The organism is Halobacillus andaensis (assembly GCF_014636475.1).
GTDB lineage: Bacteria > Bacillota > Bacilli > Bacillales > Halobacillaceae > Halobacillus_A > Halobacillus_A andaensis.
In genome coordinates this window covers 681,924-694,316 of the sequence record NZ_BMEL01000003.1, presented here as the reverse complement: position 1 = coordinate 694,316, position 12,393 = coordinate 681,924, and the positions used below count along the sequence as shown (strand labels likewise).

14 protein-coding genes and 1 pseudogene are annotated in these 12,393 nt (G+C 37.6%); 11 read left to right on the top strand and 4 right to left on the bottom strand.

The window, feature by feature from the left end; genetic code table 11:
• Positions 1-106: 106 nt before the first annotated feature.
• From IEV27_RS20140 to IEV27_RS14520, 4 genes and pseudogenes are all read left to right on the top strand, one after another.
• Positions 107-247 (top strand): nucleotidyltransferase domain-containing protein, encoded by a 141-nt coding sequence (locus IEV27_RS20140; protein ID WP_373868106.1) that lies wholly within the window; start codon positions 107-109, stop codon positions 245-247.
• A 102-nt stretch (positions 248-349) separates the two neighbouring features.
• Entirely contained in the window at positions 350-529 is a 180-nt protein-coding gene (locus IEV27_RS14525) for a nucleotidyltransferase substrate binding protein (RefSeq protein WP_188378203.1), read from the top strand.
• Between the two features lie 338 nt (positions 530-867).
• Positions 868-996: a YolD-like family protein gene (locus IEV27_RS19895; RefSeq protein WP_229735361.1), complete on the top strand. Its 129-nt coding sequence runs from the start codon at positions 868-870 to the stop codon at positions 994-996.
• A gap of 29 nt (positions 997-1,025) precedes the next feature.
• Positions 1,026-1,370 (top strand): annotated as a pseudogene (locus tag IEV27_RS14520) (IS21 family transposase); the annotation flags it as partial.
• Positions 1,371-1,428: 58 nt separating this feature from the next.
• On the opposite strand, the gene IEV27_RS14515 reads toward IEV27_RS14520, so the two are convergent.
• Both IEV27_RS14515 and IEV27_RS14510 read right to left on the bottom strand, forming a co-directional pair.
• The gene (locus IEV27_RS14515; protein ID WP_188378201.1) at positions 1,429-2,076 is read right to left on the bottom strand and encodes a response regulator transcription factor; all 648 of its coding nucleotides are present in this window, start codon (positions 2,074-2,076) and stop codon (positions 1,429-1,431) included.
• Positions 2,069-3,265, bottom strand: coding sequence for a sensor histidine kinase (locus tag IEV27_RS14510; protein WP_188378200.1), 1,197 nt, complete (start codon positions 3,263-3,265; stop codon positions 2,069-2,071). Before IEV27_RS14510 ends, IEV27_RS14515 begins: the two co-directional genes overlap by 8 nt.
• 325 nt (positions 3,266-3,590) lie before the next feature.
• Here IEV27_RS14510 and IEV27_RS14505 point away from each other — a divergent pair, with 325 nt between their 5' ends.
• The 4 genes from IEV27_RS14505 (at position 3,591) to IEV27_RS14490 (ending at position 7,665) form a co-directional block, all read left to right on the top strand.
• Entirely contained in the window at positions 3,591-5,018 is a 1,428-nt protein-coding gene (locus tag IEV27_RS14505) for an alpha/beta hydrolase family protein (protein ID WP_188378199.1), read from the top strand.
• 81 nt (positions 5,019-5,099) lie between these two features.
• Complete coding sequence (locus IEV27_RS14500) at positions 5,100-5,588, top strand: DUF6609 family protein (protein WP_308808335.1); 489 nt, start codon at positions 5,100-5,102, stop codon at positions 5,586-5,588.
• Positions 5,589-5,942: 354 nt separating this feature from the next.
• Positions 5,943-6,203, top strand: coding sequence for a hypothetical protein (locus IEV27_RS14495; RefSeq protein WP_188378197.1), 261 nt, complete (start codon positions 5,943-5,945; stop codon positions 6,201-6,203).
• Positions 6,204-7,191: 988 nt separating this feature from the next.
• Positions 7,192-7,665, top strand: coding sequence for an HI0074 family nucleotidyltransferase substrate-binding subunit (locus tag IEV27_RS14490; protein WP_188378196.1), 474 nt, complete (start codon positions 7,192-7,194; stop codon positions 7,663-7,665).
• Positions 7,666-8,411: 746 nt separating this feature from the next.
• On the opposite strand, the gene IEV27_RS14485 is transcribed toward IEV27_RS14490, so the two are convergent.
• Positions 8,412-8,627 carry a hypothetical protein gene (locus IEV27_RS14485; RefSeq protein WP_188378195.1) on the bottom strand — a complete coding sequence of 72 codons (216 nt, stop codon included), beginning with the start codon at positions 8,625-8,627 and terminating at the stop codon, positions 8,412-8,414.
• A gap of 351 nt (positions 8,628-8,978) precedes the next feature.
• Positions 8,979-9,728: a DeoR/GlpR family DNA-binding transcription regulator gene (locus IEV27_RS14480; protein ID WP_188378194.1), complete on the bottom strand. Its 750-nt coding sequence runs from the start codon at positions 9,726-9,728 to the stop codon at positions 8,979-8,981.
• Between the two features lie 180 nt (positions 9,729-9,908).
• Here IEV27_RS14480 and IEV27_RS14475 point away from each other — a divergent pair, with 180 nt between their 5' ends.
• The 3 genes from IEV27_RS14475 to IEV27_RS14465 are packed head-to-tail and all read left to right on the top strand — an operon-like array spanning position 9,909 to position 12,378.
• Complete coding sequence (locus IEV27_RS14475) at positions 9,909-10,625, top strand: ribulose-phosphate 3-epimerase (RefSeq protein WP_188378193.1); 717 nt, start codon at positions 9,909-9,911, stop codon at positions 10,623-10,625.
• Positions 10,612-11,172, top strand: coding sequence for a 6-phospho-3-hexuloisomerase (gene hxlB / locus IEV27_RS14470; RefSeq protein WP_188378192.1), 561 nt, complete (start codon positions 10,612-10,614; stop codon positions 11,170-11,172). Before IEV27_RS14475 ends, hxlB begins: the two co-directional genes overlap by 14 nt.
• Before the next feature lie 42 nt (positions 11,173-11,214).
• Complete coding sequence (locus tag IEV27_RS14465; protein ID WP_188378191.1) at positions 11,215-12,378, top strand: mannitol-1-phosphate 5-dehydrogenase; 1,164 nt, start codon at positions 11,215-11,217, stop codon at positions 12,376-12,378.
• The last annotated feature ends 15 nt before the right edge of the window (positions 12,379-12,393 follow it).

The following is a 12,393-nucleotide window of genomic DNA, read 5'->3' as shown; positions in this document are numbered from 1 at the left end:
AAGAGAAGATGTACATATGCTAAAATGGAAAAAAGAGGAAGGAATATTATCGGATGTCCTGCAGATTTATGGGAGCGAATTTTAGAAAAACTAAAATTAATTAATTTTGAATGAACAACTCGTCAAGGAAAAAGGGAGTGTTTACTTATTTGGTTTTTTGGCCCGACAGGAAGAAAAACATAGTTCAGATATCGACATCGCTATCGAATCCCCTCCCCGATCTCTCCTTCTAGATGGAATAAACTGATCGAGCAAATCGAAAAGTCTCCCATTCCTTACAAGGTAGATGTGGTGGATTTACATGATTCCAAAGAAACTTAGTACAACAAGTGAAAGAGGAGTGGATTTTATGGATAGATTACGCCAACGATTAGAAGCAGCAAAAAAAGCGTTGGCTGCCTTTGAAAAGCTAGCTACCCTTAAATATCCGAATGATGTGGAACGCGATGCGGCGATTCAACGATTTAAATTCTCTTTCGAGGCTAGTTGGAAAGCGGCTAAGTATCATATGAGTATTTACGGTCTTTAAAAATTCAGGGTATCCAAAATTTCGAACTTCCTTAGCAAAAAACAAAATCTAACTTTGTATATTCATTCTTCATTATTTTAATGTGATCATCTTGGTGTTCTTTATGTTTTTTGAGGACCTTCATAACCCCATCATCCATTTTTAGTGTTCGAATCGATCCTTTAGTCTTAGGGATAAGTAACTGATATTCTTTTGTTTTATTTCTGGGATTGTAATAAGTTTTGGTGACTCTTAGGGTTTTTTTATCGAAATCTATATCAGACCATTTTAAAGCCATTTAGGAAAGATAGTATTCTTTCCATTTATCCATATAAATCTAGTGAAAGGAAAGAAGCATAATGGGGAATCCAAATGATCGAGGGACGATTAAATGGACATCATTGATGCTTCCGGAACATGTAGAAATGGTTCAAGAAATATTTAAAGAACAAGAGAGAGAAGAAAAACTGCAACTAGATGAGCAGTAAATGCAAGGTAACGCTTTTGCTTCACAGTTATTTCTGAAGAAACAGTGTTTGATCCTAAAACCATCCGTAAGTACATAAATTCTAATGAATTACCAAAGAAAAAAAGCTCTCAAAAGAGGCATAGTAAACTGGATTCTTATAAGGAGTACTTAGAAAAAAGGATTAAAGAAGGGACTACAAACTGTGAGGTTCTTTTAGATGAGATTATGGCTTTAGGTTATGAAGGAAAAATTCGGGATTTTGTACGTCTATATAGGGCTCGTCCTAAAAAGCAAGCAACCATACGATGCGAGACTACACCAGGAAAACAAGCTCAAATGGATTGGGAACATATTGGAAAGTTTGAAGTCGATGGGGAATTAAAAGAGGTTTATTAGAGAAAGGCCAATAGCACTACTTTATGTAGTGCTATTTTTTATCTTTAGAAAGGGGCTAAATCAAATTCTTCTCGGATGCGGCTTTTACGGCGTTTATCCGATCTTTCACTTCTAATTTAGAATAGATAGTGGAGATATAATTCTTTACCGTACCTTCTGTGAGGAATAGTTTCTCTGCAATATCTTTATTCGTTAACCCTAGTGAGACTTCATAAAGAACTTCTACTTCTCTCGGTGTAAGTATTTTATCGTTTTTAACCTGATGATTCTGCGGGGAACGGTTTTGCTCCGGTAATTTTGATAGTAAAGTTTGAGCTATTCCCTGAGGGATAAGGGTTCCGCCTTTGTTCACCAACCTAATTCCTAAGATAAGGTCTTCCGGCAGGATGGCTTTTAGAAGGTATCCTTCTGCTCCTGATTTTAGGGCCTGTATAACATAATTCGTTTCTTCAAAAGTAGTCAGCATAATGATTTTAATCTCAGGCCAGCGTTCTTTAATAGCTTTTGTGGCAGTTACGCCATCCATATTTGGCATGTGAATGTCCATAAGAATGAGGTCAGGTTTATTATTAACGCAAAATTCTATCGCTTCTTCTCCGTCTTCTGACTGCCCGATGACTTCGATATGTTCATCCATATCTAGGATGATTTTCAGACTTTCTCTCGTCAGCGCCTGATCTTCAACAATAAGCAGCTTAATCATAAGCCGAATCACTTCCCTTCATGGGTATGGTGCATGTGACTGTGGTTCCTTCATCGGAAAAAGATACATCTAAAGAGCCGTTTAAAGTTAGTAGTCTTTCCTCCATACCACGCAGTCCGAATCCGTGCTTTGCCTCTGCCCCAGGAGAGCCGTTATCAATAATCGTTAAATTTAACCCTTCAGCCTCATAGCTTAAGTTAACACTTATAATGGTGGCTTCCCCATGTCTAACGGCGTTAGTCAGGGATTCCTGTAAACTGCGAGTGAGTGTCCTTTTGTGAGTCTCGCTTATAGGGAACACCACACCCATTATAGTGAAAGTTACTTGTGTATCCGTATGTGAGGCAAAATCTTCGCACATCTCTCTTAGTTGCTCAGCCAGGTTCATCTCTTTCTGATTACTCGGGTCCAGGTCATGAATATTTTTTCTCGTTTCATCCAGTCCTCTATTTAACGCATTCCGCAATCGGCCAACTTTTTGTATGGCTTTACTTTTATCTGAAGATATTAAGAGTTTCACAGCGTCTAACCCCATAATAGAAGACGTCAGTATATGGCCGATAGTATCGTGCAGTTCTCGTGCCATTCGACTGCGTTCCTCTAACAAAGTTAAACGTTCCACTTGGTCCGCGTACTGGATAAGCGCCTCGTTCTTTTCTTTGATCATCTCCTGCTGCCGTTCATTTTTTCGCAGCTGCTCCTTGAGTTCTCTTTGTGACTGAAGAACCATATTTAAGCTGATTCCAATTCCAAACATGACCGTGTAATTAATCATTGACGAGATAAAAGCGAGAGTGCTTTCAATTAAAATACTTTCCAAAGCAGGAAAGAAAATAAGGGAAGCCACTATAGCCCATAATGTTCCTCTTCCTTTATAAAGGTAGCCGGTCATAAAGGAGGTTAAAATCATTCCTCCAACGAGTTCATTGACTTCAAAGGTTAAATAGAGAGAAAGCCCTCCAGTTGTAATAAAATCAGTGACAAAGAAGAAATGAGCCTGAAGATAAGCCGGTCTCCAGAAAAACAAAGGAAAGGAGAAGGACGATAACAGCCATAAAACAAGGAAAGGAACGGACAGCTCTAATCTCTCATGATTTGCATAAAGAAATAAAAATCCAAGTATTAAAAAAATAGCACGCAGCCCCAGCACCGTCTTGTCAAAAGCTCCCCACGATACTCCTTTCTTCAATCAAATCACCTCATCAATTCTCATCTAGTTTTATTCTATCAGTTGTTTAATAAAATTATTATAGCTCTCTCAATTTTATTGTGACTTTTCTCATGACTGTAGACACTAGGGACTATGACTTTTAATTTTTATAATTCAAGGTGTAGAAAATGAAGAAATGAACTGAAAATTCGCCTGCCAAACAAGAAAATTGCAGGAAGTTTTCCGAGTCGCACAGGGTAATTCTTTAGTTATTGAGTACATTAAGTAGCAACTTTTGGTTTATGAGCGTGAACAAGTCATAAGGAAAACACTATAGATCACTAAGGAGAAAGGAAGAAAAAATATGAGAGCATTAGAAATCATTTTATTGATCGTACAGCTTGTCTGGTTTCTTTCACTGCTATATAAACCTCTTAGAAAATGGAAAACTCTCGTGTTTATTATTACCATAATCATCCTGGGTGCCCATTTGCTTTTAGAAGGATTTAGAACACAGATGCTATTGGCCTATCTGGCTGAAGTTTTCATTTTGATAGGCTGGATACGAAGAAAATTAAAGGATCGCGAATCGCACGCCATGGGCAAGTGGAAATTATCATGCCTGGTTGTTGTAGTTATCTTATATATTGGAATTACAGTTACACTCAGTTCCCTACTCCCTGTGTTTACTTTACCTACTCCTACAGGTGAGTACCAGGTAGGGATGAAATCAGAAATGCTGGTGGATAAGGAGAGAATAGAGGGTGGCCAGCCAAGAGAATTGATGGTAAGTGTCTGGTATCCTGCAATAAGTTCGGAGAGTCAGGATAACACTTATCTTTCCTATCCTTATGAAGAAGTGGCAGGTGCCCTTTCTGTTAACTTTTTCGGTCTTCCATCCTTAGTATTCGATCATTTAAAGCAGGTCAAAACAAATACTCTCAACGAAGCGGAACTTTTGCCAAAGGAAGACGGCTATCCTGTTGTATTATTCTCCCATGGTTTCATGGGCACTCGAATGCAAAACTACTCTCAGATGGAAGAGCTGGCCAGCCAAGGATATATCGTCGTCAGTCTAGACCACACCTATGAGTCTGCCTACACCAGGTTCCCTGACGGCAGAGAAGTTAAGACAAAGTACAAAGCAACCGACTTTTCAGGAATGGATCATAGCAAAAATATTGCCACAAGAACTGCAGATGCAAGTTTTGTTCTCGATAAGCTGCAAGAATGGAATGAAAAAAGTGAAAGCAGCTTCCAGAACACATTGGATTTATCGAGAGTCGGAATGTTCGGTCATTCCTATGGAGGAGCTACAACGGCTAAAGTAATGGCAGAGGATTTCCGTTTTAAGGTGGGAGCTAATATGGATGGAGCCTTATATGGAAGCGATGTAGAGGAAGGCTTTACTCAGCCATTTATGAACCTTATCGCCAAATCGAGCTACGAATATACCCCATCAGAAGAAGAGTTAAAGATGAACGGAATGACGCTCGAAGAATACAAAGCTTTATCCGAACAGAACCTTCAGAACATCAATACTCTGTTCCAATCAGGGGTAAAAGATGATTCCTATAAAATTACCTTCCTGGAGGGAGATCACTACAGTTTTTCTGATATGCCATACTGGGTGCCCATCCTGGAAAACGGGTATGACAAAACCCAGAATCACCCCGTGATGAATAAGTATATCGTGGCCCTTTTTGACCAATATCTTAAAGGTGAAAACCAACAGATCCTTCAGGAAGAAAAAGAGGATCCTATATATACGGTAGAAGCAGAATTAAAATGATGAGTTCTTATTTAAGCGATCAACAGGTTATCCTATTAGTACAAAGCGGTGATAGAGTCTCAGAGTGGAGGGAATGGAGTGATGGCTTTCTTAGCAGATAAGCTCGGTTATGACATAAATGAACCACTGCAATTTTCGAACAAAAGATTATGTGGATTATGGTTAATTTGGATAGGCGTCGTGTTAATACTAAGTATTTATAAGGGAGGGGAATGGTTAGTTAACCCCATTATTTTTGTCACCAATTTTGGTGCAGGCTTTCTCCTTATTATGAATTCAAAATACGGAGAGCGAAAGCTTTCCTACGGACCAGAGTCGCTTTTTCAAAAGAAAATCGGCCAATTCTCCATTATCCTGATGTTTATTCTTATCTTTTTCATTGGCGGGTACTTTATCCCTTCAATGGATTTTAGAATGATTGGGGTCCTTTTGTACGGCTATCCCAATCCCTCTGTCCCATTCTATGTGATCGGTAAATTCTGGAACGTTCCTCGACAGCGTTCAATACATTGTTTTGGCTTTCCAGAACCAATAATGGACAGATCAAATCCTTGTTCGATAAAGATCTAATGAGGCTCCTTCCCCTCTGCGTTTTCCTTTACAGATTTCACTTTAAAATCAGGAGTATAGGTAATGGATCGATCTGAAACCTTAACGATGTTTGGATTGGACTCTAACTATCTTCTCTGTGACTCAGTAAAAATAATCTTAGACATGTCTATAACCTCGCTCGTATTAGTTAATTCGATTATAAATTGACATTCGAAGTCATGAAACAGAAAAACCACGAATCAGGGCACTTTTTTATCAGTGTCCATAATTCGGGATATAGTTCAAAAGATAGCATTCTTTCCATTTATCCATATAAACCTAGTGAAAGGAAAGAAGCATAATGGGGAATCCAAATGATCGGGGGACGATAAAATGGACATTAAATGGACATCTTTGATGCTTCCGGAACATGTAAAAATGGTTCAAGAGATATTTAAAAACAAGCGAAGTAAAGCTGCAACTAGATGTGCAGCAAATGCACAAGCTTTTGCTTTGGGGATGGCTTTAAAAGATCTTACTGTTATGCTGAACTATCATAACGGGGTAAAGTATGCTTCGGTGAGAGTGAAGGTAGTTGATATGAATAGATGCAAATTATCAGCTGCTACGATAATAAGGGGAAAGAAAAAATAAAAATTAAATTTGAAGATATTTCTCAAGTAACATTTGATTAAAGATGGAACAGATCTTTTTATTCGTTTATTACATTAAAGGGCAGGTTAGTTGAAGACTCAGTTTCGAGATATTAGAAAGTTTGAAACTAAATTGGACCAGAATCGTAAATGTAATAAGAGTTTTTTAATCCTAAGATTTTATGTTGTGGAGGGTTATTTATGATTGGAATTAGTGTGAAAGAAAAAAACGGAAATAATATTATTTCGTGGCAGCTTAGCAGAGTGGAAATACCAAAAAGCTTCTGACAGAGTTTGAGTATCCAAGCTATCCCTGAATTACGCTTGTAATGCAGTATTTGGAATTGCTGGCTCCTTAACTGTCCGAGGTATAGCTGTGTTAGTGGGACTTTCAGGAGGTACTTTTGGGGTAGTTGCTCTTATTGACGGTGCGCTAGTTGGAGCAGCGTCTAGCACATATATTTGTTAGTTTGTTGGAGGTGTTAAGTTGAGTTGGAAATTCTTTGTTTTTCCAATATTGTCCGGATTACTAGGGGTCTTGTTCCTTTTTCTGTTTAGCGGATTCCATATAGATTGGCCATCAAGTTTAGGAATATTCACTGGAGTATCTTTAGGGCAAGTAATTTTTATGATTATTCAAAGAAAAAAATCTGTTGCTTAGTAATCACGCGGAGGTCGTACGAGAATTAGACTTAGCTGAACATACCCTTCATAATTATTTCTCCTATAATCATTAAACTGATTTTCGTTGCACCTTTTCAATGTCATTGAATCCTTCATATAAAAGAAGAAAAATTCATCTAAGTCTTTTTTCTGTGCCTTTGGTTTCCTCTGCATTCTTGAAATCGAGACTTCAACTTAAGGGGGCATTTCTTTAATATAGCGAAAGCCAAATTTAGGATCGAATCGTACTCCCGATTTCTCCTTCTAAATGGAATAAACTGATCGAGCAAATCGAAAAGTCTCCCATTTCTTACAAGGTAGATGTGGTGGATTTACATGATTCCAAAGAAACTCTATTACAACAAGTGAAAGCAGCAGAAAAAGCGTTGGCTGCCTTTGAAAAGCTAGCTACCCTTAAATATCCGAATGATGTGGAACGCGATGCGGCGATTCAACGATTTAAATTCTCTTTCGAGGCTAGTTGGAAAGCGGCTAAGCAATATTTATATAACATAGAAGGGGTGGATGCCGGCTCTCCGAAGAGCGTCATTCGCAGTTGCAGGGAAGTTCACTTGTTGGAGGGTGAAGAGGCCGTTCTGGCTTTGGAAATGGTAAATGATCGTAATTTGACCGTCCATACCTATGATGAAGAATTGGCCATTAAAATCCACAAAAATTTGGCCCGGTATAATTGCCTTCTCCATCAATGGGTTGAACGGATGAATGATAAAGTAATGAAACAGTCATTAAAAGGTAAAGCCCCAGGTGTTAGCACTACATCTAGGGCTTTGATAATATAGAAGTTTGGCTTTATAGTTTCTGGTTCGCTGAGAAGTTGTGTTTGTCTCATCTATATGAATCCAAATTATCTATAGAAAATAGTGGTCTGGGAGTTTTTGGCTTTATTTCTTCATTTCAGTTGGTGAATCAGATATTTTAAAATGTATTAGTTACGGTTAAATGTGCATTTCTTTCAGTCTGTACTCTAGAAGATGTTTTAGTGCCTGGATAATGACTGGATTCTGTTCATAAAGTATTAATACTTATTGTGTATAATCAATTTAGTTGTTAAGGAAAACCTTGATATACAAGGTTCTACAGGGTCTGTTATGGTATATATAGCTAAGCGAGTGAATGGGCAGCATGATGTGATAGCGCCCAAAACCTCTTCACCATAGGGTTTGAGCACGATTTGACTGGATTTTGACTGGTTTTTAAAATCGTTTATTAAATCTACAGGCCTCTTAAGAGTTCATAAACTTTTGAGAGGCTTTTCTTTTAATAGGTGACCGGTCATATTCCTTTGGAAGATAATTAAGATAAGCTAGAAGTGAAACAAAATAACCTATTAGGATTGGGGGAGACATGTACCTATTTTAAAAAAATTTTGAGGAAAAGGCGGATTGTTCTACTTTTCACGGAAAAAAATATGGGAATCCAATGCCAATTTATTTCCTACAATATAACAGGGCGATGCTTCGTTTGGCGGACTCTTGTAAAAAACATCTGCCAAACAAACATCGCCCTGCTTCACCTTACTTTCATTCTAGCTGTCGTTCTCTTCAAAATATAAATACGCAACTAATTTTTCAAAATCTTTATCAGAAGAACATTCGATTTGTAAATCAATAAAGGCCATTACGACTTCTTCATCATTAAACGGAAAATGGCTGTTATCTACGTTACTCAGGATCTCTCTTTTGGATAGCCCCTTCTCACGTAACACCTCAACGGCTTCCTGCATCGAAGATACTTCTCGCATGTGCATGCCTCCTAAAGATTGTTTAGTTTCTTACCCTATAAACCTTTACGCAAGTTCTTAAAGCAACTAGGTTTGCGGGGAATCGCAGACGGAAAACAAAAAATCCTGAAAAAAGACCTTTATCTTTATTATTTACTACATGATTAAGCGATTTTCCTGCTTGGCTTAGTTCCTTTTTTCCCAAATAAAAAAGCACCTCCAATAAGCTGTTAAGTTTGTATACGGCTCCAGGGGTGCTTTTTCCTCTCTCATTTAATTAAGTGTCTTCACAACAAATAAAGTTAAAATAGTATAAAAACAAAAAAAGGCTGCCCCAATTTTCTTGACAGCCTCGCAAACTACGCTCTTACTTTAATCGATAATAGTGATTCTTTGTTTCTCGTACAATTTTTTAATATCTGGTTTTATTTGTTCTGTTATTAAGTACGTCAATTTATCAGTTGGACAAACGATATGGTTAGAAATCGTATCTAACTTATCGTTAGTTACCATTCCCAGAACTTCAGTAGAAATAGAGGCCATTTTTCGTTTTACTAAAGCTTCCGATAAACTTGGAACACTTATTCCTATTTGAAGATCAATCTTATAAATTCCCATTATATATAAATCTGCCCTCATGGTATGTAATGCTTCAAACGTATCCACTCCCAAATTAACCATTGACTGCTTGAATAAGGTCCCACCAATCATTATTACTTCCACATCCTTGTGATTATTGAGCGCCATAGCTATAGGTGGACTGTTTGTGATCACAGTAGCTTTTAAAGATAAAGGCAGCTGATGTACCAGTTGTAAGTTAGTCGTACCTCCATCGATAAGGATAACCATATCGTCTTTTATAAGGTGTAAGGCCTTTGTAGCCAAATTCAATTTAGTTTCATTGGAAATTTCTTGTCTCGTTGAAAAGTCTTCGACTGGAGGTCCTTTTCTCAAAGCCCCGCTATGCACTCTTTTTATAACACCTTGGTTATCCAACTCTTTCAAGTCTCTTCTAATCGTATCTTCTGAAACAGATAGTCGTTTGCTTAAGTCGCTTGCGATCACTTTGTGTTCCTCATTTAGAATATCAACAATGATTTGTTGGCGTTCTTGTTTAAGCATAAACGTATAACTCCTCCTATAATTTCTTGAATTATATCATATTTTATAGCTTTAAAAATATGGAAACAAGCAAAAAGGCGCAAAAAATATTTGAAAAGCGCAAAAACATGCTTTACATTTATTCAAACATGCATTAACATGAATAAAAAGGCACAAACAATTAATTGAGGAGGCGGAAACATGCAAAAAAAGATTACTATAGCTCCATCCATAATGTGTGCGGATCTCTGCAATTTAGAAAAAAGTGTTAAAGAAATTGAAAGAGCGGGTCTGGATACTTTACACATCGACATTATTGATGGCAGTTTCAGCCCAAGCATGCCACTCGGTATCTCAACCATTGAACAATTAAGAAAAATAACGGATATGAAATTTGACGTCCATATTATGTCGAATGACAATGAGTTTTTCATCCAGGAGATGCTTAACATAGGTGTCGATCAAATCACCTTCCATATTGAAACCAGTTCACACATTGATCGCTATATTAATTTGATTAAAAAGCATGACACCAAGGTAGGCGTTGCGCTAAACCCGGCAACTCCCCTATCTGTTCTGGAGTACGTGTTACCGCAATGTGACACAGTTTTACTAATGTTAATTAACCCAGGTTTTGCAACGGATAAAAACGAAGAGCAAGTCTCCTATGCTAAAGAGAAAGTGGAAGATTTATCGAACTTGATAAAATCTAAAGGATTAGATACCAAGATTGAAGTGGACGGACGGGTATCCTTGAATACCATAGCAGGGTTAGTAAACGCTGGTGCAGATATATTAGTGGCTGGAAGCACAAGCTTATACCATTCTGGAAACAGCCTGGCAGACAATAAAAAGTTGATAGAAGAACTCGTTCGTGAAGGATTACATGAGGAGGCTGAACAATATGAGCAACTATAATAATGCAACAAAAAAAATAACCGATGAAATTACAGCGACTTTAACCAATATCAAAAGCGATGATGTCGATCAATTATTAACTGAAATAAATAAAGCGGACAAAGTATTTTTCGTAGGTGTGGGCAGGGTTCTTTTATCCTTAAAAGCTATCGCCAAAAGATTAGCTCATATTGGCATTAAAACGTACGTGGTCGGCCAAATCACAGAGCCAGCCATTACGGATAAGGATTTACTAATTGTAGGATCAGGAAGCGGAGAAACACAGTTTCCTTTAATTATCGCAAACAAAGCTAAACAATTTAATGCCAGAGTTGCCCATATCGGCACAAACCCGAACAGCTCCATGAGCCAGTATTCAGATCTATTTATCAGAATTCCTATAAGTTCTAATGCTGCCACTCCTGAAGAAGTCCAATCTGAACAGCCGATGAAAAGCTTATTTGAGCAAAGTTTATTGTTATTGGGAGACACTATTGCATTGATGATGGTGAATGAAAAAAATATTGAGCTGCAATCACTTTGGGAATACCACGCGAACTTAGAATAAGTGTTAAAAAACGAGTCTCTTGGCTGTAAAGGAGGGTTAATTATGAAAGCGCTACATTTCGGTGCAGGAAATATCGGAAAAGGGTTAATCGGGTATTTGTTGAACAAAAGTGGATTCGAGATATGCTTTGTCGATGCAAACGAATATACGGTCAATAGTATGAATCGCAGCAACAGTTATTTTTTTGAATTATTAGATGAAGATCATACAGCAGAAATCATTTCCCCTGTACGTGCATTGCATAGTAGTTCACAAGAACAGGTCATCAATGAAATAGTTGAAGCTGACTTAATCACTACATCTGTAGGAGTTGATAATTTATCCAAAATTGCTCCTGTACTATCCAAAGGTCTGCTAAAGAGAATTCAGTTGGGCAGACGTAACATTGACATCATTGCAAATGAGAACATGATTAATGCTTCCTCTAAATTGAAAGAAGAAATACAAAGAAATATTCCTAACAGTGATATGGAAACTATCTGTAAGCACGTTGGATTTCCAAATTCAGCTATTGACCGACTTTCACTTTCCGAGGAAAGAAGTGAAGGGGTCGTTACCCTGGTAGAACCTTATTACGAATGGATGATTGAAAAGCCGGGATTGCTTAATTCAGATTTACCATCTATAAATAACGCCACTTATGTAGCCGAGTTAAAACCCTATATTGAACGAAAACTGTATATTGTCAATATGGGTCATGCGGCCACAGCTTATACAGCATTTTTGGAAGGTTATACTACGATTCAAAGCGCCTTAATGAACCCTGAAATTGAAAAGTTCCTAAGGGAAACACTTAAGGAATCCGCTAGTTATTTTACTCAAATTTATAATTTTGAGGATGCGGAAATTATTGGTTTTATTGACCAGACGATAAAACGTTTTAAAAATGATAATATAAGTGATGATATATTACGAGTTGGAAGATCGCCAATTAGAAAGCTGGGCTTTGATGAGAGATTAATCAAACCAACTAGAGTCCTTTTCGAATTGGGCTTACCAACAGAGAAACTCACAACTGCGGTCGCCACAGCATTCTTATTTCATAACACTCACGATGAAGAGTCCGTTACTATTCAATCCTACATTCGTGAGCAAGGAATCGAACAAGCTATTGACCATTTCACTGGCCTCGAGGATGCGACCTTAAAAAGAAAGATTAAAGATAAGTATATTCGATTAAAAGAGAATTACTCATCGAAATCATAAATGAAGGGTGATGTT